Annotated in this window: 24 protein-coding genes; 13 read left to right on the top strand and 11 right to left on the bottom strand. The window is 72.2% G+C overall.

Going from position 1 to position 23,642, the window contains the following annotated elements:
- Nucleotides 1-19: 19 nt before the first annotated feature.
- The 3 genes from ACFVYX_RS04400 to ACFVYX_RS04410 all read right to left on the bottom strand — a co-directional run bounded on the left by ACFVYX_RS04400 (nt 20) and on the right by ACFVYX_RS04410 (nt 4,040).
- Entirely contained in the window at nt 20-2,113 is a 2,094-nt protein-coding gene (locus ACFVYX_RS04400) for an MDR family MFS transporter (protein ID WP_389679788.1), read from the bottom strand.
- A gap of 62 nt (nt 2,114-2,175) precedes the next feature.
- On the bottom strand, nt 2,176-2,427 hold the full coding sequence (locus ACFVYX_RS04405) for a hypothetical protein (protein ID WP_371635200.1): 252 nt from the start codon (nt 2,425-2,427) through the stop codon (nt 2,176-2,178).
- A 554-nt stretch (nt 2,428-2,981) separates the two neighbouring features.
- Complete coding sequence (locus ACFVYX_RS04410) at nt 2,982-4,040, bottom strand: ATP-dependent DNA ligase (RefSeq protein WP_389679789.1); 1,059 nt, start codon at nt 4,038-4,040, stop codon at nt 2,982-2,984.
- Between the two features lie 52 nt (nt 4,041-4,092).
- Between ACFVYX_RS04410 and ligD the strand changes: the two genes are divergently transcribed.
- Both ligD and ACFVYX_RS04420 read left to right on the top strand, forming a co-directional pair.
- Complete coding sequence (gene ligD, locus ACFVYX_RS04415; RefSeq protein WP_389679790.1) at nt 4,093-5,115, top strand: non-homologous end-joining DNA ligase; 1,023 nt, start codon at nt 4,093-4,095, stop codon at nt 5,113-5,115.
- A 126-nt stretch (nt 5,116-5,241) separates the two neighbouring features.
- Complete coding sequence (locus tag ACFVYX_RS04420; protein ID WP_389679791.1) at nt 5,242-6,126, top strand: alpha/beta fold hydrolase; 885 nt, start codon at nt 5,242-5,244, stop codon at nt 6,124-6,126.
- A 77-nt stretch (nt 6,127-6,203) separates the two neighbouring features.
- On the opposite strand, the gene ACFVYX_RS04425 is transcribed toward ACFVYX_RS04420, so the two are convergent.
- Complete coding sequence (locus tag ACFVYX_RS04425) at nt 6,204-6,875, bottom strand: TetR/AcrR family transcriptional regulator (protein WP_389679792.1); 672 nt, start codon at nt 6,873-6,875, stop codon at nt 6,204-6,206.
- A gap of 84 nt (nt 6,876-6,959) precedes the next feature.
- On the opposite strand from ACFVYX_RS04425, the gene ACFVYX_RS04430 reads away from it, so the two are divergent.
- Both ACFVYX_RS04430 and ACFVYX_RS04435 read left to right on the top strand, forming a co-directional pair.
- Entirely contained in the window at nt 6,960-7,376 is a 417-nt protein-coding gene (locus tag ACFVYX_RS04430) for a hypothetical protein (RefSeq protein WP_389679793.1), read from the top strand.
- Nucleotides 7,377-7,506: 130 nt separating this feature from the next.
- A complete protein-coding gene (locus tag ACFVYX_RS04435) occupies nt 7,507-7,764 on the top strand; it encodes a WhiB family transcriptional regulator (RefSeq protein WP_389679794.1) in 258 nt (85 codons plus the stop codon).
- 42 nt (nt 7,765-7,806) lie between these two features.
- Here the strand turns inward: ACFVYX_RS04435 and ACFVYX_RS04440 are convergent, their stop codons facing one another.
- Nucleotides 7,807-8,781, bottom strand: coding sequence for an acyl-ACP desaturase (locus tag ACFVYX_RS04440; RefSeq protein ID WP_389679795.1), 975 nt, complete (start codon nt 8,779-8,781; stop codon nt 7,807-7,809).
- Nucleotides 8,782-8,997: 216 nt separating this feature from the next.
- On the opposite strand from ACFVYX_RS04440, the gene ACFVYX_RS04445 reads away from it, so the two are divergent.
- Nucleotides 8,998-9,144 (top strand): hypothetical protein, encoded by a 147-nt coding sequence (locus ACFVYX_RS04445; RefSeq protein WP_389679796.1) that lies wholly within the window; start codon nt 8,998-9,000, stop codon nt 9,142-9,144.
- Here the strand turns inward: ACFVYX_RS04445 and ACFVYX_RS04450 are convergent.
- Together ACFVYX_RS04450 and ACFVYX_RS04455 are read right to left on the bottom strand one after the other, a co-directional pair.
- The gene (locus ACFVYX_RS04450; protein WP_389679797.1) at nt 9,141-10,784 is read right to left on the bottom strand and encodes an ABC-F family ATP-binding cassette domain-containing protein; all 1,644 of its coding nucleotides are present in this window, start codon (nt 10,782-10,784) and stop codon (nt 9,141-9,143) included. The two genes, ACFVYX_RS04445 and ACFVYX_RS04450, sit on opposite strands and share 4 nt — an antisense overlap.
- 267 nt (nt 10,785-11,051) lie before the next feature.
- Nucleotides 11,052-11,468, bottom strand: coding sequence for an SsgA family sporulation/cell division regulator (locus ACFVYX_RS04455; protein ID WP_389679798.1), 417 nt, complete (start codon nt 11,466-11,468; stop codon nt 11,052-11,054).
- A 349-nt stretch (nt 11,469-11,817) separates the two neighbouring features.
- Here ACFVYX_RS04455 and ACFVYX_RS04460 point away from each other — a divergent pair, with 349 nt between their 5' ends.
- Entirely contained in the window at nt 11,818-13,014 is a 1,197-nt protein-coding gene (locus tag ACFVYX_RS04460) for a WD40/YVTN/BNR-like repeat-containing protein (protein WP_389679799.1), read from the top strand.
- Nucleotides 13,015-13,100: 86 nt separating this feature from the next.
- On the opposite strand, the gene ACFVYX_RS04465 is transcribed toward ACFVYX_RS04460, so the two are convergent.
- Nucleotides 13,101-13,400, bottom strand: coding sequence for a YciI family protein (locus tag ACFVYX_RS04465; protein WP_389679800.1), 300 nt, complete (start codon nt 13,398-13,400; stop codon nt 13,101-13,103).
- 94 nt (nt 13,401-13,494) lie between these two features.
- Between ACFVYX_RS04465 and ACFVYX_RS04470 the strand changes: the two genes are divergently transcribed.
- On the top strand, nt 13,495-14,214 hold the full coding sequence (locus ACFVYX_RS04470) for an endonuclease V (RefSeq protein ID WP_389679801.1): 720 nt from the start codon (nt 13,495-13,497) through the stop codon (nt 14,212-14,214).
- A 222-nt stretch (nt 14,215-14,436) separates the two neighbouring features.
- Here ACFVYX_RS04470 and ACFVYX_RS04475 read toward each other — a convergent pair whose 3' ends face one another.
- A complete protein-coding gene (locus ACFVYX_RS04475) occupies nt 14,437-14,847 on the bottom strand; it encodes a RidA family protein (protein WP_389679802.1) in 411 nt (136 codons plus the stop codon).
- Nucleotides 14,848-14,990: 143 nt separating this feature from the next.
- Here ACFVYX_RS04475 and mmpA point away from each other — a divergent pair, with 143 nt between their 5' ends.
- Both mmpA and ACFVYX_RS04485 read left to right on the top strand, forming a co-directional pair.
- Complete coding sequence (gene mmpA / locus ACFVYX_RS04480; RefSeq protein WP_389679803.1) at nt 14,991-15,125, top strand: morphogenic membrane protein MmpA; 135 nt, start codon at nt 14,991-14,993, stop codon at nt 15,123-15,125.
- Nucleotides 15,122-15,508, top strand: coding sequence for a VOC family protein (locus ACFVYX_RS04485; protein ID WP_389679804.1), 387 nt, complete (start codon nt 15,122-15,124; stop codon nt 15,506-15,508). The genes mmpA and ACFVYX_RS04485 overlap by 4 nt, the downstream gene beginning before the upstream one ends.
- 60 nt (nt 15,509-15,568) lie before the next feature.
- On the opposite strand, the gene ACFVYX_RS04490 is transcribed toward ACFVYX_RS04485, so the two are convergent.
- Nucleotides 15,569-16,873 (bottom strand): saccharopine dehydrogenase family protein, encoded by a 1,305-nt coding sequence (locus tag ACFVYX_RS04490; RefSeq protein ID WP_389679805.1) that lies wholly within the window; start codon nt 16,871-16,873, stop codon nt 15,569-15,571.
- Nucleotides 16,874-17,078: 205 nt separating this feature from the next.
- Between ACFVYX_RS04490 and ACFVYX_RS04495 the strand changes: the two genes are divergently transcribed.
- Genes ACFVYX_RS04495 through ACFVYX_RS04510 form a run of 4 tightly spaced genes read left to right on the top strand, consistent with a single transcriptional unit; the run spans nt 17,079 to nt 22,840 of the window.
- A complete protein-coding gene (locus tag ACFVYX_RS04495; protein WP_389679806.1) occupies nt 17,079-18,224 on the top strand; it encodes a CaiB/BaiF CoA transferase family protein in 1,146 nt (381 codons plus the stop codon).
- Nucleotides 18,221-19,363 (top strand): acyl-CoA dehydrogenase family protein, encoded by a 1,143-nt coding sequence (locus tag ACFVYX_RS04500; protein WP_389679807.1) that lies wholly within the window; start codon nt 18,221-18,223, stop codon nt 19,361-19,363. The genes ACFVYX_RS04495 and ACFVYX_RS04500 overlap by 4 nt, the downstream gene beginning before the upstream one ends.
- A 48-nt stretch (nt 19,364-19,411) precedes the next feature.
- Nucleotides 19,412-20,626, top strand: a complete 1,215-nt coding sequence (locus tag ACFVYX_RS04505; RefSeq protein WP_389679808.1) for an acetyl-CoA C-acetyltransferase — start codon at nt 19,412-19,414, stop codon at nt 20,624-20,626.
- Between the two features lie 39 nt (nt 20,627-20,665).
- Nucleotides 20,666-22,840, top strand: a complete 2,175-nt coding sequence (locus tag ACFVYX_RS04510; protein WP_389679809.1) for a 3-hydroxyacyl-CoA dehydrogenase NAD-binding domain-containing protein — start codon at nt 20,666-20,668, stop codon at nt 22,838-22,840.
- On the opposite strand, the gene ACFVYX_RS04515 is transcribed toward ACFVYX_RS04510, so the two are convergent.
- Nucleotides 22,827-23,576 (bottom strand): MerR family transcriptional regulator, encoded by a 750-nt coding sequence (locus ACFVYX_RS04515; protein ID WP_389679810.1) that lies wholly within the window; start codon nt 23,574-23,576, stop codon nt 22,827-22,829. The genes ACFVYX_RS04510 and ACFVYX_RS04515 overlap by 14 nt on opposite strands.
- Between the last annotated feature and the right edge of the window lie 66 nt (nt 23,577-23,642).

Here is a 23,642-nt window from a genome sequence, read left to right on the forward strand (position 1 = left end):
GGAGGACGGACCGGTCCTCTCAGCGGACGCCCGCCGGGACCGTCGGCCGTCGGGACGGGATGCCGCTCGCGAGGTCCTCGGCGACGATCTTCTTCGCGATGGCGTCCGTGGCCACCCGCAGTTCGGGACCGCTGGGCCGGCCTCGTTCCTGTTCGAGCCGGCCGGCGAGCCAGTCGCCCCACGCGTGGGTGATGATGTCCGCCTCGCGCTTGCCGGCCGGAGTGTGGGAGAGCAGGTTCCCGTCGCGGGTCAGGAAGCCCTCGTCGACCATCCGGTCGAAGACCGGCAGCAGCACCTCCGGTGGGATCCGCCGCCCGGCGGAGACCAGACCGAGGCTCGCGTGTCCGACGGTCCGGGTGAAGAGCTCGACCTGCATCACCGCCCAGGCCCCCGCGGTGTCGAGCCGGGTGTCGGAGGAGGCGACGATCCGCCGGACGGTGTCGAGGTCGGTGCGGCGCAGGATCCGGCCGACGGCCAGTTCGAGGAGCTTCGCCGAGTCGCCCGCCGTGGTGGGGGAGGCGAAGCCCTCACCCATGTCGGGCGCGGCGGCCCGGGCCGAGTCGTGGAGCGTCACCTGTTTGAGGAAGAGCGCGACGAGGAAGCCGACGGCGGCGACCGGCACGGTCCACAGGAAGACGGTGTGGAGGGTGTCGGCGTAGGCGTGGACGATCGGCTCCGCGACCGCGTCGGGCAGGGCGTGCACTCCGGTGGGATTCTGCGCGGCCTGGGCGAGTCCGGCCGGGTCCACGCCGAGGCCTCCCGCGACGGCCGAGGCCTCGCCGACGCCCGCCGCGAGGTTGGGCGTGAGGGAGTTGACGTAGATCGTGCCGAAGACGGCGGTGCCGAACGAGCTGCCGAGCGTACGGAAGAAGGTGACGCCGGAGGTGGCGGTGCCGAGGTCGGCGTAGTCGACGGTGTTCTGCACGGCGATGGTGAGGACCTGCATGCACAGGCCGATGCCGAGGCCGAGGACGAACATGTACAGCGAGGCGAGCCACGTGCTGGTCCCCGGCCCCATGAGGGACAGCAGATAGAGGCCGAGCCCCATCACCAGGCAGCCGACGATCGGGAAGACGCGGTAGCGGCCCGTCTTGCTGACGACGTTGCCGCTGAAGATCGAGGCGATGAGCAGGCCGACGACCATGGGGAGGGTGCGGATGCCGGAGACGGTGGCCGAGTCACCGTCGACGTACTGGAGGTAGGTCGGCAGGAAGGTCATGGCGCCGAGCATGGCGAAGCCGACGACGAAGCTCAGTACGGAGCAGACGGTGAAGACGGGATTCGCGAACAGCCGCATGGGCAGCATGGGTTCGGCGGCCCGGGTCTCCACCAGGCAGAAGAGGCCGAGGGCGAGAAGGCCGCCGACGAAGAGCCCGATGATGACGCCGGAACTCCAGGCGTACTCGTTCCCGCCCCAACTCGTGGCCAGGATCAGGGCGCTGGATCCGGCGGCGACGAGCCCGATGCCCGCGTAGTCGATGACGGGCCGGCTCGCCGAGCGTACGGAGGGGATCGTGCGGGCGGCGGCGATGACGACGAGGATCGCGATGGGCACGTTGACGTAGAACGCCCAGCGCCAGCTGAGATGGTCGGTGAACAGGCCGCCGAGGAGCGGCCCGATGACGGTGGAGACGCCGAACACGGCCCCGATCGCCCCCTGGTACTTCCCGCGTTCGCGCAGCGGGATCACATCGGCGATGAGAGCCATGGAGGTGACCATGAGGCCGCCCGCGCCGATGCCCTGGAGGCCGCGCCAGACGATGAGCAGCGTCATGTTCGTGGCGAGTCCGCAGAGGAACGAACCGGTGATGAACACGACCGCCGAGATCTGGAAGATCACCTTGCGGCCGAAGAGATCGCCGAACTTGCCGACGAGGACGGTCGCGACCGTCTCGGCGAGCAGATAGGCGGTGACCACCCACGACATGTGGGCGGCGCCGCCCAGGTCCGAGACGATCGTGGGCAGCGCCGTGCCGACGATCGTCTGGTCGAGGGCGGCGAGGAGGACACCCAGCATGATCGTGCCGAAGACGATGTTGCGGCGGCGGCTGTCGAGCACGGGTGGCTCTGTGGCCGCCGGGGGCGCGGGCGCTGCGTCGCTGGTCGTGGTCACTCTCGCAGCGTCACACCGGCCCCGACCGGGTGCATGCGGGGGACGGCCGAACGGGCGGGCCGTCAGGGGGTGACGGGCAGCTTCGGGTGGTGCTTGGCGAGGATCTTGTTGGCCCGCGCGAGCGCGGCGAGGGCGTGCTCGCGGTCGGCCCGGTCCTCCGCGCAGAGCGGCCCCCGGAACCGGTAGACCTCGCGGGCCGCGCAGTCCGCGTCGACCTCGGCCTGGAGGACGTGCAGCGGCAGGCAGGAACCGATCAGCGCTGCCACACGGTCGGGGATCGGGACGGGGACGAGGCGCGAGGGCGAGGTGATCACGGGTCAGTCCTAGTGGGTCAGGGTCGGGTACGGAAGGGTCTCCTCTCCATACGTACCGGATCGCCGTACGGGTTCCGGCACGGTGATGTCGCGGCAGGGCAACGGCGCGACGGCCCGGAGGAGGGCCGCGCGAGGGCCGGGGCCGGGGAGCGGGCGCGGACGCCGGACGGCTGCGGGGGCGTTGTCGCAGGTACGGGGGCGGGCGGCCGTCACGGCAGCGCGCACCGTCCCCGCGAATCGCCCGTCCGTGCGGCGAACGCCTGGCCGACTGGGGGGAGTCGGGCTCCATGGGAAGACCGCGGAATGTGAAGCATCTCACTCGACGGATCGGCGCCTTGCGGCCATCCGCCGGCGCGCACGCGTCCGACGGTCGCCATGCTCCTGAAGTCCGCCGGCCCGCGTGCCCCCGGTGTCTGCCGGCACCCATGCTCCGGTGTCCGCCGCCTCTCCTGCTCCCGGTGTCCGCCGCCTCCCGTGCTCCCGGTGGGCGGCGCCCGCACGTTCCCGGTGGACGGCCGGCGTCCCTCGCCGCTTCCGTGCGGCGGCCGGTCCCGCTAGACCAGGATCTCCGACAGGTCGTACGAGGCGGGCTCCTCCAGCTGTCCGTAACCGCAGGACTCCGGGGTGCGGTCCGGCCGCCACCGCTTGAACTGCGCCGTGTGGCGGAAGCGGTCGCCCTCCATGTGGTCGTACCCGACCTCGCAGACCCACTCGGGCCGCAGCGCCACCCACGACAGGTCCTTCTTCCCCGACCAGCGGCTCGGCGCACCCGGCAGCCGCGCTCCCTCGTGCGCGGCCTCGTCCGTCCACGCCGCCCACGGGTGCCCGTCCGGCGGGTCCATCCGGAGCGGCTCCAGCTCCTCCACCAGCTCGGCGCGCCGCTTCGCGGTGAACGCCGCGCACACGCCGACGTGCTGGAGGGCGCCCTTGTCGTCGTACAGGCCGAGCAGCAGCGAGCCGACCACCGGTCCGCTCTTGTGGAAGCGGTAGCCGGCCACCACCACATCGGCCGTCCGCTCGTGCTTGATCTTGTACATGAGCCGGGCGTCCGGCCGGTACGGCAGGTCGAGGGGCTTGGCGATCACCCCGTCGAGGCCCGCCCCCTCGTACTGCTGGAACCAGCGGCCGGCCAGCTCGGCGTCCCGGGTCGCCGGGGCCAGATGGACCGGCGCGTCCACCCCGGCGAGCATCCGTTCCAGGGCCTCCCGGCGCTCGCTCAGGGGAGTGTCGAGGAGGGAGACGTCCCCGAGGGCCAGCAGGTCGAAGACCACGAACCGCGCCGGGGTCGTCCCGGCGAGCATGCGGACCCGGGAGTCGGCCGGATGGATCCGCTCGCTGAGCCGGTCGAAGTCGAGACGGCCCTGGTGCTCGATGACGATCTCCCCGTCGACCACGCACCGCTCCGGCAGTCGGGTCGCGAGCGCCTCGACCAGCTCGGGGAAGTAGCGGGTGAGGGGCTTGCCGGTACGGCTGCCGATGACGAGCTCCGGCCCGTCCCGGTGCACGATCGCACGGAAGCCGTCCCACTTCGCCTCGTACTGCATCCCTGGCGGGATCCGCTTCACGGACTTGGCGAGCATCGGTTTCACGGGCGGCATCACCGGAAGATCCATGAGGCGATTGTCCGGTATGCGGGAGTTGTCGGCGAGTCCTAGGCTGACCGGCATGGCAGGCAAGGCGGCAGCGGTGGAAGTGGAAGTCGGCGACCGGACCGTGCGCGTGTCCAATCCGGACAAGGTGTACTTCCCTGAAACGGGTTACACCAAGCTCGACATGGTCCACTACTACCTCGCCGTCGGTGACGGCATCACCCGCGCCCTGCGCGACCGCCCCACCACCCTGGAGCGCTACCCCGACGGGGTGACCGGCGAGTCCTTCTTCCAGAAGCGTGCCCCCAAGTACCTGCCCGACTGGATCCCGACGGCGCACATCACCTTCCCCAGCGGCCGGTCGGCCGACGAGATGTGCCCCACGGAGCCGGCGGCCGTGCTCTGGGCCGCCAATCTGGGCGCTGTCACCTTCCATCCCTGGCCGGTGCGGCGGGACGACACCGACCACCCCGACGAACTCCGCATCGACCTCGACCCGCAGCCCGGCACGGACTACGCGGACGCCGTCCGCGCCGCCCACGAACTGCGCTCCGTCCTCGACGAGCACGGGCTGCGCGGCTGGCCCAAGACCTCCGGCGGGCGCGGGCTCCATGTCTTCGTGCCCATCCTGCCCGAGTGGACCTTCACGCAGGTCCGGCGGGCGGCCATCGCCTGCGGTCGGGAGCTGGAGCGGCGGATGCCGGAGCGGGTCACCACGAAGTGGTGGAAGGAGGAGCGCGGCGAGCGGATCTTCGTCGACTACAACCAGACGGCCCGGGACCGCACGATCGCCTCCGCCTACTCCGTACGGCCGCGACCGCACGCCCCTGTCTCGGCGCCCTTGCGGTGGGAGGAGGTCGACGACGCGGTGCCTCGGGACTTCGACATCAAGAAGATGCCGGTCCGGTACGCCGAGGTCGGCGACGTCCACGCCGACATGGACGATCAGCGGTTCAGTCTGGAGTCCCTGCTCGAACTGGCGCGGCGGGACGAGGCGGAGCACGGCCTCGGTGATCTGCCGTACCCGCCGGAGTATCCGAAGATGCCGGGCGAGCCGAAGCGGGTCCAGCCGAGCCGGGCGAAGAAGGAGAGCGGCTGACCTGGTTCTGAAGGCGGGCCGGTGCGTTCCGGGTGGGCGCCGGCCCGCCTCTTTCTCGACTCTAAAACAACACGAACGATCGTGCTAGCATTTTTTCCCTGCAGAGGACGACCGAGGAGAACCGGCATGTACCCGATGGCCCCGCTCATCCGCACCGCCCTGAACGCCACCGCCCGTGTCGCCCCCGGACCGGCCGGCCGCTGGGCCTTCCACCTCTTCGTCCGCCCCCTCGGCCGGGCGCGGGTCAAGCCCGAGGAGCAGAACCTGCTCGCCGCGGCACGCACCGGACATCTCCGCGTACGAGGCAAGGACGTCGTCACCTACGCCTGGGGCGACGGCCGCCGGCCCGTCCTGCTCGTCCACGGCTGGTCCTCACGCGCCTCGCGCCTCACCGCCTTCGCCGAGGCGCTCCTCGCGCGCGGCTACAGCCCGGTCACCTTCGACGCCCCCGGCCACGGCGACTCCTCGGGGAGTGCCGGCAACATCGTGGAATACCGGGAGATCATCCGGGAACTGCACGCCCGGCACGGCGACTTCGACGCCGTCGTCGCCCACTCCTTCGGTGTCCTCGCCGCCCTCTTCGCGCTCCGGGACGGCGTCCGTACGGCACGGTTCGTCGGCCTCGGCGGAGTCGGCTCCTTCGACCTGCTGCTCGCGGGATTCCGCACGGGCCTCGGCCTCGACGAGCGGGTGCTCCGCTGTATGCGGAACCATGTGGAGCGGCGGATCGCGCCGGACGAGCCCGGCATCTGGGACCGCTTCGGTGCCGACCGGGACCCCGGCGAACTCGGCGCGCCCGTGCTGCTGTTCCACGACGAGAGCGACGACATGGTGCCCCTCGCCCAGTCGCGGCTGCTCGCGCGGTCCCACGGCGACCGGGCCCGGCTCGTCGTCACCCGGGGCCTCGGCCATCGCCGCATCCTGAAGGACCCGGACGTCGTGGCCGAAGCGGTGGAGTTCCTGACGGCTCCCGCGGGCGAACCGTCCGGGGAACGGGTGACGACGGGCTGAGCCGGGGAAGGCCTATCCGTCGTCGTCCATGGCGGCCAGGCCCCGGCCTGTCGCCGACGCCCACAGCCGGGGAAGGCCTATCTGTCGTCGTCCATGGCGGCCAGGCCCCGGTCCGTCGCCGAGGCCCGCAGACGGGAGACGACGCCCCGCTCGGCACGGGCGTACGGCCCCGTGTCGCCGAGCAGGACGGACTGCGCGTTCGCCGCCTCCATGAGGGCGATCACCTCGAACGCCACCTGCTCCACGTCCAGGTCCTCGGCGAAGTCCCCGACGGCCTGAGCCTCCGACAGGGCCCGTTCCATGTAGGCGTTCCAGTCCTGGCGGGTCCGGGCGACGGCGTCATGGACCGGGCCCGTACGGGCGTCGAACTCGGCCGAGACGGCGTAGAAGAAGCAGCCGCCCGCGAACACCCGGTCCGAGGAGTACGTCAGCCAGTTCCGGCACAGTCCGCGCACCCGTCGCGCGCCCGGAGGCACGTCCTTCAGGGGGGTGACCACGCGGTCGGCGAAGACGGCGACGGCCGCCCTGATCGTGGCGAGCTGGAGCTCCTCCTTGGAGCCGAACAGGGCGAAGACACCGCTCTTGCTGAGCCGCAGCTCGGTCGCGATCCGTCCCAGGGACAGGCCTTCGAGGCCCTCGACCGAGGCGATGTCCATGGTCCGGCCGAGCACGAGGCGCCGGGTCTGGTTCCCGCGCTCGACGCGCCCGTCAGTCTTCGTCCCGGTGGCGCTTCCGGTGCTGCCGCTCATACGCCCATGGTACTGACCGCACGACCGTACGGAAATCTCCGCGGCTGCCGCCGCTCTGTTCGTGCGCCGCGTCCCCACGGTGGGGTGGGGGAGGGGAGTGCCGAGACGCTCCCCGCCCCCGGGCGTCACCCGCTGAGGTCGAACACGCCCCACGCGTGGAACGGCTCGACCTGGACGCAGATCCTGGCTCCCCGGCCGGACGACCCGGCGGCGGCCGAGGGGGCCGCCGCCGGGCAGGGTGAGCAGGGCGGCGTCCGCAGGTTCGACGGACGTCTCGGTGAGCTCTCCGCAGGCGATCCGGTCCTGCTCCGCGCCGTAGCCGCCGAAGAACGCGACCCGCTTGTCGTGGACGGCCACCGCGTGGGCGCTTCGGGCATGGGGGACGAGGGCGGTCTTCTGCATGGGTGGGCTCTCCTGGGGCGGGCGGTCGCGGATCCGGGCGCTGCGGCGAGCGGTACCCGGGTGGTGCGCGACCTGCGGAGAGCGGGGCGGGGCGCCTAGGCGGCATGGCCCTTTCTGGTCGTCATGCGGCGATCCTCGCCGATGACCGACCGCGTGACAAACCCTTTCGGCGCGCCGCATTGATCGAACGTTGATGGCTCGTTTAGGACCCTGCGGCAGCGTGTACGGCATGCAGACCGACACGAGCGTACTGACCGCACCGGAGCCCGACATGACCTGGCAGGAGAACGCGCTGTGCGCCCAGGCCGGCCCGGAGTTCTTCTTTCCGGCGCCCGGATCCTCGACCCGTGAGGCGAAGCAGCTCTGCGGGGCCTGTGAGGGGCGCGTGGCCTGTTTGGAGTACGCGCTCACGCATGACGAGCGCTTCGGCGTGTGGGGCGGGCTCTCGGAGAAGGAGCGGTTCCGGCTGAGGCGGCAGCGCGGCTGAGCGCGCGACGGGCCGCCCGCCCGCCGCGCGGTGTCCGGCCGGTCAGCCCGCCGCGCGGGCGGCCATCCGGGCCTTGCGGGCCGCGAGCCTCTCGTCGAACTTGCTGGCCTCGCTGTCGAGCCCGTTCATGTAGAGCCCCAGCTCCTCCTGGGCGCGCAGGCCGTCCGGGCCGAGACCCTCGATCTGGAGGACCTTGAGGAAGCGCAGGACCGGCTGGAGGACGTCGTCGTGGTGGATGCGCATGTTGTAGATCTCGCCGATCGCCATCTGCGCCGCCGCCCGCTCGAAGCCGGGCATGCCGTGTCCGGGCATTCGGAAGCCGACCACGACGTCCCGCACGGCCTGCATGGTCAGGTCGGGGGCGAGCTCGAAGGCCGCGCCCAGCAGGTTGCGGTAGAAGACCATGTGCAGGTTCTCGTCGGTGGCGATGCGGGCGAGCATCCGGTCGCAGACCGGGTCGCCGGACTGGTGGCCGGTGTTGCGGTGCGAGATGCGGGTCGCGAGCTCCTGGAAGGCGACGTACGCGACCGAGTGCAGCATCGAGTGCCGGTTGTCGGACTCGAAGCCCTCGCTCATGTGGGCCATCCGGAACTGCTCCAGCTTGTCCGGGTCGACGGCGCGGGAGGCGAGCAGGTAGTCGCGCATCACGATGCCGTGGCGGCCCTCCTCGGCGGTCCAGCGGTGCACCCAGGTGCCCCAGGCGCCGTCGCGGCCGAAGAGGCTGGCGATCTCGTGGTGGTAGCTCGGGAGGTTGTCCTCGGTGAGCAGGTTGACGACGAGGGCGATCTTGCCGATGTCGGTCACCTTCGACTGGGACGGGTCCCAGGCCTCGCCGTCCTCGAAGAAGCCGGGGAAGTTCCGGCCGTCGGACCATGGCACGTACTCGTGCGGCATCCAGTCCTTGGTGACCTTGAGGTGCCGGTTGAGTTCCTGCTCCACGACCTCTTCGAGCGCGTAGAGCAGGCGCGCGTCGGTCCACTCCGCGGAGCTGCCGAGGTGGGGAGAGGTGAGTGTCACGAGGACTCCTGGGGACGGAGAGAAGGGCATACGGAAATACCTACGGATTCGTAGGTTACGAGACCGTAGGTTAAGGCTCCGTAAGGCGTCGGCCAAGCCCGTTCGGGCGATGTCCGATTACGTTCCGTTATGTGTGCTGCTCGGTCCGGGTGACGGAGACGCAGGTCACGTCCCGGGCGTCCGTGTACTGGACCTCCCGCCGGCTACGCAGCGCAGATGCCCGGCGGCGCGGAGCGAGTGCGCCGCGCCGCCCTCCACGCCTGGATCGGCGACCCGGCGGCGCCCGGCCGGCCGACGGTCTTCCGGGCCGCCTCCCGCCGGCCCCGAGGCAACCGCGTCGGCCCGCCCCCGCCGTCGGTCTAACGCCCGGTCGTCGCCGTCTCCCGCACCTCCTCCGCCGTCGTCGGCCGTAGCTCACCGTCGAGCAGCAGCCAGCGGGTGATCCCCAGCGACTCCAGGAACGTCACGTCGTGGCTCGCCACGATCAGCGCCCCCTCGTACGCGTCGAGGGCCGCCGTCAGCTTCCGTACCGACGCGATGTCCAGGTTGTTCGTCGGCTCGTCCAGCATCAGCAACTGCGGCGCCGGCTCCGCGAGGAGCAGGGCCGCGAGCGTCGCCCGGAACCGTTCACCGCCCGACAGGGTGCCGAAGAGCTGATCGGCCCGCGCCCCGCGGAACAGGAACCGTGCCAGACGTGCCCTGATCGCGTTCCCCGTCGCGGTGGGCGCGAACCGGGCCACGTTCTCCACCACGGTCAACCCGTCGTCGAGGACGTCGAGCCGCTGCGGCAGGAAACGGAGCGGCACCCGCGCCTCCGCCTCTCCCGAAAGCGCCGGCAGCTCGCCGGCGATCGTCCGGAGGAGCGTCGTCTTCCCGGCGCCGTTCCGGCCGACCAGCGCGATCCGCTCCGGCCCGCGCAGCTCGAACCCGCCGTCCACCCGAGCCCCGTACCGCAGTTCCAGGTCCCGCAGGAGCAGCACCTCGCGGCCCGGCGGCACCGAGGTGCGCGGGAGTTCGACGCGGATCTCGTCGTCGTCGCGCACGGCCTCCACGGCCGCGTCGAGCCGCTCCCGGGCCTCCGAGAGGCGCTCCGCGTGCAGCGTCCGGTGCTTGCCGGCCGATACCTGCGCCTCGCTCTTCCGGTTGTTCGCCACGATCTTCGGGACGACCTTGTTCTCGAAGCTCTTCTGCGCGTACCGCTTGCGTCGGGCCAACTTCTGCTGTGCGTCGCCGAGTTCGCGCTTCTGCCGCTGCACGTCGGCCTCGGCGACCCGTACCATCCGCTCCGCCGCCTCCTGTTCGGCCGCGAGCGCCTCCTCGTACGCGGACCAGGCGCCGCCGTACCACGTGACGGCGCCGTCCCGCAGATCGGCGATCTGGTCGACCCGCTCCAGGAGTTCGCGGTCATGGCTGACCACGACGAGGACCCCGGACCAGCTCTCCACCGCCTCGTACAGCCGTGTCCTGGCGTGCAGGTCCAGGTTGTTCGTCGGCTCGTCGAGCAGCAGGACGTCCGGACGGGCGAGCAGTAGCGCGGCGAGGCGCAGCAGCACGGACTCACCGCCCGAGACCTCGCCGACGGTCCGGTCGAGACCGACGCCGCCGAGACCGAGCTGGTCGAGGGTGGCGCGGGCCCGCTCCTCCACGTCCCAGTCGTCGGCGAGAGCGGTGAAGTGCTCCTCCGCCGGGTCGCCCGCCTCGATGGCGTGCAGGGCGGCCCGCTTCGCGGCGATGCCGAGGATCTCGTCGACCCGCCGTGAGGTGTCCAGGACGAGGTTCTGCGGGAGGTAGCCGAGTTCGCCGGTGACCCGGACGGTGCCGGAGACCGGGGTCAGCTCGCCCGCGATCAGCTTCAGGAGCGTGGACTTGCCGGAGCCGTTGAGCCCGACGAGCCCGGTGCGGCCGGGGCCGACCGCGAGGCGGAAGTCGTCGAGGACCTCGGTGCCGTCGGGCCAGGAGAAGGAGAGGGACGTGCAGGTGATGAAGGTGGGGTGATGCGCCATGGGGGCCTCCCGATGCGAGCGCGAGCGTGACTGGATGCGACGCGTGGAGACACCGGGGCGCGGGCTGTGGGAAGTACGGCTCGTACGCCGAGGTCGAGAACGGCACACGCGGCACAGGGGGCACGCGCGGCACGGTGTCTCGCAACCTCAGACGAGCAACGTCCTTCTCCGATCAGGTGACGATAGGTCGGTAAGGACCGTACGCCGGGGCACGGGAGGGCGCAAACGATTTACGGGGAGAGACAGACCCCCTGGCCCCGGGCCTCGTCAGGGACGGTCGCGCAGCAGCTCCGTCAGACCCCGGTCCCAGTCCAGGTACTGGTTCTCGCGGCCCGCCGGCACCAGGTGCTCCGAGCGCTCCAGGAAAAGGCGCAGCTCCGAAGTCCTGACGTGGACCATGGCAACCCCCTCCGGGGCGTGGAACTCGACCACCGTGCGGTCGTACCCGTACGGACGCAGGCGTACGTCCCCGTCCCCGGCCGGGCGCTCGACGCCCTGGACGAGGAGCTCGCGCGAGAACGCCCAGGAGACCTCGACGCCTTCCAGGGTCGCGGGCGGCGGGAAGGCCATGCTCACGGCGTACGGGTCCTCGCGGTCGTACCGCAGGGTGGCGGGGACCGTCTCCATCCGCGGGGTGGACGCGACCATTCGTGCCTGTACGGCTTGCTCGATGACGGCGGACATGGCCGGCTCCTCTCGCGCGGGCTTCGGATCCTGTGCGTCTCCCCGACACCAGGGCACCTGACACCTGCCAAGACGAGTGAAGCGGCCGGAACGTGCACTCGGGACCCACGTGAGCTGTGTCACCGCACCCGCCCGAGCGGGCGCGTCGGGACGGGGTGCACAGGTCAGCGCCGCTCGGAGGCCTCGTCGTCGTGCCCGGAGCGATCCCGGTCCGGCTGATTTCGCCGGGCTCCGGTGTCATGACGGCCGCGCGACTGCCCGTGCGGACGGTCATGTCACCGCCGCGGGACGGGTGTTGGGGGTACGCACCCTGGACGGGGAGCGGCTCGGGGCACTAGCTTCCGGCGCCATGACGTCCATGGGCAAGACGAGACGAATGATGTCGGTGGGGCTGATCGGGGCGGCGCTGGCGCTGACCCTGACCGCCCCGGCGCGCGCCGGGGAGACCCCCACGGCCGCGACCGACCGGCAGCAGGCACCGACTGGCGCCGACACGGCGGCCGCCGCCCGGCACCAGGGGGCGACCGACACGGCCGCGAGCGGTGGGCGGCCGACACCGGCCGACGGGGCGACGGCCGGCTGGCAGCTGACGCCGACCGGCACCGACGCCCGCTTCCGCGGCCTCGCGGCGGTCGACCGCCGCACCGCCTGGGCGGCCGGCTCCCGGGGCACGGTGCTGCGCACCACCGACGGCGGCCGGAGTTGGCAGGACGTCTCGCCGCCGGGCGCGGCCGGGCTGGAGTTCCGCGACATGGAGGCCTTCGACGCCCACCGGGCCGTCGTCCTCGCCATCGGGGAGGGCGAGGCCTCGCGTGTGCTGCGCACCGAGGACGGCGGCGCCACCTGGACCGAGTCCTTCCGCAACACCGACCCGCGCGCCTTCTACGACTGCATGACCTTCTTCGACCGCCGGCACGGACTCGCCATGAGCGACCCGGTCGACGGGAAGTACCGCATTCTCTCCACCCGCGACGGCGGCCGCTCCTGGCACGTCCTGCCCGACGCCGGGATGCCGGACGCGCTCCCCGGCGAGGCGGGCTTCGCGGCGAGCGGCCAGTGCCTGGTGTCGGCCGGACCCCGCGACGTGTGGCTGGCGACGGGCGGCGGCGCCACCGCGCGCGTGCTCCACTCCGCCGACCGGGGGCTGACCTGGACCGCCACCGTCTCACCCGTACCGGCGGGCGACCCGGCCCGTGGCGTCTTCGGGCTCGCGTTCCGCGACCGCGCGCACGGCATCGCCGTCGGCGGCGACTACCGCAAGGACCAGCCGTCCCCGCGGGCCGCCGCGGTCACCGGCGACGGCGGCCGCGGCTGGCGGGCCTCGGCCACACCGCCGCCCGCCTACCGTTCCGGCGTCACCTGGCTCCCGCACAGCAGGAGCGCGGCGCTCGCCGTCGGCCCGACGGGCACGGACCTGACCACCGACGGCGGCCGGACCTGGCGCACGGTCGACACCGGCTCGTACGACACGGTGGACTGCACGTCCGACGGCTCCTGCTGGGCCTCCGGCGAGAAGGGCCGGATCGCCCGGCTCGCCGGTCACTGACGGAGGAGGGCCGGAGTGCCCGGTCCGCCGGTCACCGGCGAGGGAGGGTCGTGGCGCCCGGCCCGCCGGTCACCGGGCGAGGAGGGTCAGGAGGGCAGCTGCTCCCGGTACGCGGCGAGGCCCTCGGCCGTCTTGGTCGCGTAGAACTCGGTGATCCGGTACGCGCACACGCCCTCGGTGCTGAACGGGTCGGCCGCCGTGATCTTCTCGATCTCCGCGCGGTCGACCCCGGCGGCCAGGATCACGCCGCCGTCGCGCGGGTTCTTCCGCCCCGAGGCGACGAACACACCGGCGGCGTACTGCGCGTCGAGCCATTCGACGTGCGCGTCGAGCAGCGCGTCGACCCGCTCGACGGGCGCGGTGTAGGTCAATTCCAGTACGAACATGATCGCCAGGCTACCCGGTGCTCTCCCGGCCCCGCCGGGACGTCCCGGCCCCCGGACGCACCGCTCCACGGCCGGCCATAGGGTGGCCCGCATCATGACGATCATCGAGATTCCGGCGGGCTGGCCCGCCGACGAGACCGCCGCCCGAGCCGTCCAGCAGCAGCTGCGCGGGAGTCTCGTACACGACGAGGAGGGGCCGGAGCCCGGCGAGGGACATGTCACGGGGCTCGACGTGGCCTACGACGACGAGCGCGACCTCGTCGCCGCGGCGGCCGTCGTCCTCGACGCGCGGACCCTGGAGGTCGTCGAGGAGGCCACGGCGGTCGGCCGGGTCTCGTTCCCGTACGTCCCCGGGCTCCTCGCCTTCCGCGAGATCCCGACCGTCCTCGCCGCGCTCGGCGGCCTCACCGCCGACCCCGGCCTCCTCGTCTGCGACGGCTACGGCCTCGCCCACCCCCGCCGCTTCGGGCTCGCCAGCCACCTTGGGGTACTCACCGGCCGCCCCTCCATCGGCGTCGCGAAGAACCCCTTCACCTTCACGTACGAGCGACCCGGCTCCGCGCGCGGCGACTTCGCCCCCCTCCTGGCCGACGGCGAGGAGGTGGGGCGGGCCCTGCGTACCCAGGCCGGGGTGAAGCCCGTGTTCGTCTCCGTCGGCCACCGGGTCTCCCTCGCCAACGCCTGCGCACACACCCTCCGGCTCACCCCGCGCTACCGCATCCCGGAAACCACCCGCCACGCCGACTCCCTCTGCCGCCGCGCGCTGAAGGAGGCGCTGGGGACGTCTGAGCCGCGGAGGGACGGGGACGTCTGAGCTTGTTCCTCAAGGCCGGACCGGGTCGGTGGCGACACGCGGCAGCGGGTCACCAACCGCCCCGAGCAAATCCGATGGCACCGACAGCCTCCCGACGGCAGGACTCCCCACCGCGACCTGACCACCGGGTGAAACAGACTCCGGCGAGCCGAGCGGGTGCCCGGGGCCGCGCCAGTCGGGTTTCGGCGCACGGGCCGGACCGTTTCCAGGCGTGAGGACCGCTCAGTCGGGCAGCGCGACGGTGAGGTCCACCTCGACCAGCTGCCCTGCGAAGCCCAGCTGCGCGATCCCCAAGAGCGTGCTGGCGGACGTGAAGGCCGGACCGAGGGGGGAAGCAGTGAGCCGGTGCCAGGCGAGGCCCAGGTCCTCCCTGTCGTCGCTCCGCACGTAGATCACCGAACGCACCACGTGCTGCGGCTGAGCATCCACCGCCGCGAGGGCGGCGAGTGCGTTCACGACGACCTGATCGACCTGCGCGTCGAGGGAGCCCGCCCCGACGAGAGAGCCGTCCTGGTCGAGGGGACACTGCCCCGCCAGATAAGCCGTTCGGCCGGCCTCCACCACGGTGATGTGGTGGTAGCCCGGCGTCTCATGCAACTGATCGGGGTTGATACGGCTGATCTTCGCTGTCATGCCGCGAGTCTGACCAGTCTCCCCCGGACGCACCACTGAAATTCGCCCCGCCGCGCGGCCGTCCGACACGGCGCGAGGTAAGGAACAAGCTGAGTACCTGTACGGATACCGGGCCGTGGCACGGCCCCGGCAGAGTGCTGCCCATGACAACACCCCTTTCCGCTCCGCCGCGTTCCGCCGGACGCGGCCTGAACCTCGTCCTCGCCGGTGCCGGCCTCGTCGCCCTGGCCTGGGTCTGCGCCATGCTGTACGTCCTCGGCGCCTGGATCCTGACGTGATCGGGCGGCTCCGCTGCCTCGTCCTCGACTGCCCGGACGCCCGGGGACTCGCCGAGTTCTACCGGAAGCTGATTGGGGGTCAGGTCGAGAGCCCGGATCCCCGGTGGGCCGTCGGCGAGGGCTCCGCCGTGCTGCGCGGCGACAGCGGGCAGGCCCTCGCCTTCCAGGGCGTGGCCGACCACCGCCCGCCCGTGTGGGGCGCGCCCGAGCAGCAGTTCCACCTCGACGTGCGGGTCGACGACCTGGACGCCGCCCACGACGCCGTCCTCGCGCTCGGGGCCGTACCGCTCGGCGGGGGAGGGCTGGACGACGGGGGAGGCGACCCGGCCTGGCGCGTCTACGCCGACCCGGCCGGGCACCCCTTCCGTCTCGTACGCCCCTGAGCCCTCGCGGGACGCGGGTACGCCCCTTCCCCGGGCACTTCCATCCGTCGGCGGGTGCGCTCAGCCGCGGTGCGCCACCCGGAACCGGATCCCCGCCGCCCTCAGTCGCGCGGTGAGCGCGTCGCCCATCGCCGCCGCCGTCGTCACCTGGCCCGCCGTCTTCGGGAGCGGGTCGAAGGCGAGGCAGAGGGCCGACTCGGCAAGCATCTTCGCGGTCTCGTCGTACCCCGGATCGCCGCCCGACACCTCGGTGAAGACCCGGCGTCCGCCACCCTCGCCGACGAAACGCACCGAGAACCAGCTGCGGGCGCGCCGTTCCGCGGACGGCCCCTGACCGGCCTGGTAACGCTCCATCAGCCACGCGCGGAGCGGCGGCAGTTGGGCCGCCGTCACGCTCGCGCCGACCGCTGCGGCGCCGCCGAGCGCCATGGGGAGCGTCTTCACGGAGGCGTAGTGCCGGTAGCGGAAGTCCGGCCCGTACCGGTCGAGGGCCGCGGCCGAACGCGCCACCACCTGCGGGTCGAGCGTCGGCAGCGGCAGCGCCCAGGTCCCCGTCTCCCGGCTGAAGCGCGGCCCGCCCAGTGGCGCCCGGGCCCGGCGGCCCACCAACCGCGGTTCGTGAAGCCGTCGTTCGTGCGCGGCCCGCAGGATCTCCCGGCCTCGGCCGAACGCGGTCAGCGCGGACGCGAACGTACCCCCGGAGAAGGTCGCCCCGGCGCGGACGAAGCCGTCGACTCGGAGGGGTACGCCTTCCGGGAGCTGCTGGACGGTGAAGTACACCCCCAGGTCGTGCGGGACGGAGTCGAATCCGCAGGCGTGCACGATCCGGGCGCCGGTCTCCCGGGCGCGCGCGTCGTGCCGCACGTACGTCAGGTCGACGAACTCGGCCTCGCCGGTGAGGTCCACACAGTCCGTTCCGGCCTCCGCGCAGGCGGCCACGAGCCCGTCGCCGTACCAGACATAGGGGCCGACGGTGGTCGCCACCACCCGGGCGGACTCGGCGAGTTCGCGCAGGGAGCCGGGATCGGCGGCGTCGGCGACGACGAGCGGCAGGTCGGCGCAGTGCGGCCACCGGGCGGCGAGGCGCTCGCGCAGGGCGGTCAGCCCGGTCCTGTCGCGGCCCGCGAGCGCCCATCGGCACTCCGTGGGAGCGTGCTCGGCCAGATACGCGGCGGTGAGCTCGCCCACGAACCCGGTCGCGCCGAAGAGGACCACGTCGTACGGCCTCGCCCCGCGCTCCCGCCCCGCAGGCCCCGTCTCGGGCGCTGGATCCGTCCCGGCCCCGCCCTCGGGTGCGCTCGCGGCCTCCGCGACCGCATCCGTCCCGGCCCGGTCCTCGCGTCCCACGCCCGCCCCTGTCTCCATACAGCCCCTCGTTTCGGCCGTGCCGCGCCGCCGCGCGCGGTTGTCGTCGTCGGCGGAGGATAGCGGGTCCCCGCCGGAGCCCGGCCCGCGCCCCGGCCCTCCTCATTTCCAAGCGCTTGCTCGGCCGGGGGGCTTGTGCCGAGTGGAACACGTTCCTAGCATCTCCGGTGTTACATCATTGGTGTCACACACGTCTGGGGGCTCGATGAGCACGACGCACACCGCCGGGAACGGCCCGCTCACCGGGGTACGCGTGGTCGAACTCGCCGGCATCGGCCCCGGCCCGTTCGCCGCGATGCTCCTGGCCGACCTCGGCGCCGACGTCGTCCGCGTCGACCGACCCGGTGGTCCCGGCCTCGGTATCGACCCGGCCCGCGACCTCACCAACCGCAACAAGCGCTCCGTCCTCGTCGACCTCAAGGCCGACGGCGGCCCGGCCACCGTGCTCGATCTGGTCGAGCGCGCCGACATCCTGATCGAGGGCTACCGGCCCGGCGTCGCCGAGCGGCTCGGCGTCGGCCCCGACACCTGCCTCGCCCGCAACCCGCGCCTCGTCTACGGGCGGATGACCGGCTGGGGCCAGGACGGGCCGCTCGCGGCGACCGCGGGCCACGACATCGGCTACATCGCGATCACCGGCGCGCTCGGCATGATCGGCCCCGACCCGGACGGCCCGCCCACCGTCCCCGCCAACCTCGTCGGCGACTACGCCGGCGGCTCCCTCTACCTCGTCATCGGCGTCCTCGCCGCGCTCCAGCACGCCCGCGCCCACGGCGAGGGCCAGGTCGTCGACGCCGCCATCGTGGACGGCACCGCACACCTCACCACCATGATCCACGGCATGCTCGCGGCCGGCGGCTGGCAGGACCGGCGGGGCGTCAACCTCCTCGACGGCGGCTGCCCCTTCTACGGCGTCTACGAGACCTCCGACGGCGGCCACATGGCGGTCGGCGCGCTGGAGGAGCAGTTCTACGCGGAGTTCGTCCGCCTCCTCGGCGTCGAGGAGGCCGCACCGGCGCGCCGGGACCTCTCCCGCTGGCCCGAACTGCGCGAGGCCGTCGCCGAGCGTTTCCGGAGCCGTACCCGCGAGGAGTGGAGCTCCGTCTTCGAGGGTTCCGACGCCTGCGTCGCTCCGGTCCTCTCCCTCCGCGAGGCACCCGCGCACCCACACCTCGCGGCCCGCGCCACCTTCGTCGAACGGGACGGAACCGCCCAGCCCGCCCCCGCCCCGCGATTCTCCGCCACTCCCGGCACGCTCCGTACAGGCCCCGCCCTGCCCGGTGCCGACACCGCCGCCGTCGCCCGTGACTGGGCCGTACCCGCCTTGAAGACCCAGGAGACCGAAGCATGAAGCGTCAGCTCTACACCGCCGACCACGAGGCCTTCCGCTCCACGGTCCGCACCTTCCTGGAGAAGGAGGTGCTGCCCCACTACGCGCAGTGGGAGAAGGACGGCATCGTCTCCCGCGAGGTCTGGCTCGCCGCGGGACGGCAGGGGCTGCTCGGCCTCGCCGTCGACGAGGAGTACGGAGGCGGCGGCAACCCCGACTTCCGTTACGGCGCCGTCCTCGCCGAGGAGTTCACCCGGGCCGGCGCCCCCGGCCTCGCCATCGGCCTCCACAACGACATCATCGGCCCCTATCTCACCTCTCTCGGCACCGAGGAGCAGAAGCGGCGCTGGCTGCCCGGGTTCTGCTCGGGCGAGATCGTCACGGCCATCGCCATGACCGAACCCGGCGCGGGTTCCGACCTCCAGGGAATCCGTACCACCGCCGAGGACCACGGCGACCACTGGATCCTCAACGGCTCCAAGACCTTCATCTCCAACGGCATCCTCGCCGACCTCGTGGTCGTCGTCGCCCGCACCACCCCCGAGGGCGGGGCGCACGGACTCTCCCTCCTCGTCGTCGAGCGCGGCGCCGAGGGCTTCGAACGCGGCCGGAACCTGGACAAGATCGGCCAGAAGTCCCAGGACACCGCCGAGCTGTTCTTCCACGACGTCCGCGTCCCCAAGGAGAACCTCCTCGGCGAACTCAACGGCGCCTTCGTCCACCTCATGACCAACCTCGCCCAGGAACGCCTCGCCATCGCCGTCGCGGGCATCGCGGGCGCCGAGCACCTCCTGGAGATCACCACCCGGTACGTCAAGGAGCGGGAGGCCTTCGGCCGGCCCCTCGCCAAGCTCCAGCACATCCGCTTCGAGATCGCCGAGATGGCCACCGAGTGCGCCGTCACCCGGACCTTCGTCGACAGGTGCGTCACCGAGCACAACGAAGGGGGACTCGACGCCGTCCACGCCTCCATGGCCAAGTGGTGGGCGACGGAACTCCAGAAGCGGGTGGCCGACCGCTGCCTGCAACTGCACGGCGGATACGGCTACATGAGCGAATTCCCGGTCGCCCGCGCCTACACCGACGGCCGGATCCAGACCATCTACGGCGGCACCACCGAGATCATGAAGGAGATCATCGGCCGTTCCCTCCTCGGCTGACCTCCCCGCCCCACGCACACCACCCTCACCCCTCGCGAAAGGCTTTCCGTGAGCACCGAAGCGTATGTGTACGACGCGATCCGCACCCCGCGCGGACGCGGCAAGGCCAACGGCTCCCTGCACGGCACCAAGCCCATCGACCTGGTCGTCGGCCTGATCCGGGAGATCCAGACCCGCAACCCCGGCCTCGACCCGGCCACCATCGACGACATCGTCCTCGGAGTCGTCGGCCCCGTCGGCGACCAGGGCTCCGACATCGCCCGCATCGCGGCCATCGCCGCCGGACTCCCCGACACCGTCGCCGGAGTCCAGGAGAACCGCTTCTGTGCCTCCGGCCTCGAAGCGGTCAACATGGCCGCGATGAAGGTCCGCTCCGGCTGGGAGGACCTCGTCCTCGCCGGCGGCGTCGAGTCCATGTCCCGCGTGCCGATGGCCTCCGACGGCGGCGCCTGGTTCTCCGACCCGATGACGAACCTCGACACCAACTTCGTCCCGCAGGGCATCGGCGCCGACCTCATCGCCACTATCGAGGGCTTCACCCGCCGCGACGTCGACGAGTACGCGGAGCTCTCCCAGGAGCGGGCCGCCACGGCCGTGAAGGACGGGCGGTTCGCCCGCTCGCTCGTCCCCGTGAAGGACCGCAGCGGCCTCGTCGTCCTCGACCACGACGAGCACCTGCGCCCCGGCACCACCGCCGACTCCCTCGCCCGGCTCAAGCCGTCCTTCGCCGACATCGGCGAGCTCGGCGGCTTCGACGCCGTCGCCCTGCAGAAGTACCACTGGATCGAGGAGATCGACCACGTCCACCACGCGGGCAACTCCTCGGGCATCGTCGACGGCGCCTCCCTCGTCGCCATCGGCTCCAGGGAGGCCGGCGAGCGGAACGGACTGACCCCGCGCGCCCGTATCGTCTCGGCCGCCGTCTCCGGATCCGAGCCGACCATCATGCTCACCGGCCCCGCCCCCGCGACCCGCAAGGCGCTCGCCAAGGCCGGCCTCACCATCGACGACATCGACCTGGTCGAGATCAACGAGGCCTTCGCGGCCGTCGTCCTGCGCTTCGTCAAGGACATGGGGATCTCCCTGGACAAGGTCAACGTCAACGGCGGAGCCATCGCGCTCGGCCACCCGCTCGGCGCCACCGGCGCGATGATCCTCGGCACCCTCGTCGACGAGCTGGAGCGGCAGGACAAGCGCTACGGCCTCGCCACCCTCTGCGTGGGCGGCGGCATGGGCATCGCCACCGTTGTCGAGCGCGTCTGACCGTCCCGTCCGAACCCCTCAAACGGAGAAGCATCAGTCATGAGCGAGCGCACCACCATCCGCTGGGAGCAGGACGCGACCGGGATCGTCACCCTCGTCCTGGACGACCCCGACCAGTCCGCCAACACCATGAACCAGGCCTTCCGGGCCTCCATCACCGCCGTCGCCGACCGCCTGGAGGCCGAGAAGGACTCCATCCGCGGCGTCATCTACACCTCCGCCAAGAAGACCTTCTTCGCCGGCGGCGACCTCAAGGACATGGTCAAGGCGGGCCCCGAGCACGCCGAGTCCATCTTCGACGCCGCCATGGAGATGAAGAAGGCGCTGCGCCGCATCGAGACCCTCGGCAAGCCGGTCGTCGCCGCGATCAACGGCGCGGCGCTCGGCGGCGGTTACGAGATCGCGCTCGCCTCCCACCACCGCGTCGCGCTCGACGCGCCCGGCTCCAAGATCGGCCTGCCCGAGGTCACCCTCGGTCTGCTGCCGGGCGGCGGTGGCATCGCCCGTACCGTACGCCTCATGGGCATCACCGACGCCCTGCTCAAGGTGCTGCTCCAGGGCACCCAGTACACCCCGAAGCGCGCCCTCGACAACGGCCTCGTCCACGAGGTGGCCGCCACCCCCGAGGAGATGATGGACAAGGCCATCGCCTTCATCGACGCGCACCCCGAGTCCCGCCAGCCCTGGGACGTCCCGGGCCACCGGATCCCGGGCGGCACCCCGTCGAACCCGAAGTTCGCCGCCAACCTGCCGGCCTTCCCGGCCAACCTGCGCAAGCAGCTGGGCGGAGCCCCCTACCCGGCGCCCCGCGCCATCATGGCCGCCGCCGTCGAGGGCTCCCAGGTCGACTTCGAGACCGCGGCCGTCATCGAGTCCCGCTACTTCACCGAGCTCGTCATCGGCCAGACCGCGAAGAACATGATCCAGGCGTTCTTCTTCGACCTCCAGGCCGTCAACTCCGGCGCCAGCCGTCCCAAGGGCGTCGAGGCCCGCCAGGTCCGCAAGGTCGCCGTCCTCGGCGCCGGCATGATGGGCGCCGGCATCGCGTACTCCTGCGCCCGCGCCGGCATCGAGGTCGTCCTCAAGGACGTCTCCGCCGAGTCCGCCGCGAAGGGCAAGGCCTACTCGGAGGCGCTCTGCGCCAAGGCCGTCTCCCGTGGCCGGACCACCCAGGCGAAGGCCGACGCGCTCCTCGCCCGCATCACCCCGACCTCCGACGTCCAGGCCCTGGCCGGCTGTGACGCGGTGATCGAGGCGGTCTTCGAGGACACCGCGCTCAAGCACAAGGTCTTCCAGGAGATCCAGGGCGTCGTCGCACCCGACGCGCTGCTCTGCTCCAACACCTCCACCCTGCCGATCTCCGTCCTCGCCGAGGGCGTGGAGCGCCAGGCCGACTTCATCGGCCTCCACTTCTTCTCGCCCGTCGACAAGATGCCGCTCGTCGAGATCATCAAGGGCGAGCGGACCGGCGACGAGGCCCTGGCCCGCGCGTTCGACCTGGTCCGGCAGATCAACAAGACGCCCATCGTCGTCAACGACTCGCGCGGCTTCTTCACCTCGCGTGTGATCGGCCACTTCATCAACGAGGGCGTCGCCATGCTCGGCGAGGGCATCGAGCCCGCCTCGATCGAGCAGGCCGCCGCCCAGGCCGGCTACCCCGCCAAGGTCCTCTCCCTGATGGACGAGCTGACCCTGACCCTGCCCCGCAAGATCCGCAACGAGACGAAGCGGGCGGTCGAGGAGGCCGGCGGCACCTGGACCACCCACCCCGGCGAGGCCGTGATCGACCGCATGGTCGACGAGTTCGGACGGCCCGGACGGAGCGGCGGCGCGGGCTTCTACGAGTACGGCCAGGACGGCAAGCGGGCCGGGCTGTGGCCGGGCCTCCGCGAGCACTTCACCAAGCCCGGGTACGAGATCCCGTTCCGCGACATGCAGGAGAGGATGCTCTTCGCCGAGGCCCTGGACACCGTCCGGCTCCTCGAAGAGGGCGTCCTGACCTCGGTCGCCGACGCCAACATCGGCTCCATCATGGGCATCGGCTTCCCGGCCTGGACCGGCGGCGTCCTCCAGTACGTCAACGGCTACGAGGGCGGGGTCGCCGGCTTCACGGCCCGCGCGCGCGAGCTGGCCGAGACGTACGGCGAGCGGTTCACCCCGCCCGCCCTCCTGGTGGAGAAGGCCGAGCGCGGCGAGGTGTTCAGCGACTCCTGAACGCGGCCCGCAGCTCCTCGCTCAGTGAGCGCTGGAAGGCGGTGACGAGGGCCTGGACCACGATCGGCTGCATATGTGCCGAGAGCGACCGCATGGCGCTCAGGTGGTCCGGGTCCTCCCCGCTCTCCCGGTACGGGCTCCACACCCGCTCCTGGAAGAGCCGTGACAGCTCCTGGGCGGCGGCGCGCGCGTGCTCCAGGAGCACGGTCCGGGAGGCGAGGATCGTCTCGTGCTCGATCGGCACGTCGAGCATCTCCACACCGAGCCGCAGCAGCGCCCCGTCCAGCCGGAAGGTGTCGGTGTCCCCGGCGTCCTCGGCGCGTTCGAGGACGCCCATCGCGGCCAGCCGGTCGATGTCCTGCTCCGTCAGCGCCCGCCCGGCGCGCCGTTCCAGGTCGCGCCGGCTGATGTCCTCGGCGGACTCGGGGGCCCAGGAGGCCACCAGGGCCCGGTGGATGGCGAGGTCCTGGGCGCTGAGGTCCGGCGGCAGCTGCTCCACGTACCGCTCGATCGCCGCGAGCGTCATGCCCTGCCGCTGGAGCTCCTCGATGAGCGCGAGCCGCGACAGATGCGCCGGCCCGTAGTGCCCGACCCGCCGCGGACCGATGACGGGGGGCGGCAGCAGTCCCCGGGTCCCGTAGAACCGCACGGTCCGCACGGTGACCCCGGCCCGCGCGGCGAGCTCGTCGACGGTATAACTCGGCACGTCCGCGTCCGGAGGGCTCGTACGCGCCACGTGCCCGTCCTCGCCCGGCCCATCCGTCCCGCCGCTCCCGACGCCCATCCGAGGTGCCCTCACTTC

This window comes from Streptomyces sp. NPDC058326 (genome assembly GCF_042879855.1).
Taxonomy (GTDB): domain Bacteria; phylum Actinomycetota; class Actinomycetes; order Streptomycetales; family Streptomycetaceae; genus Streptomyces.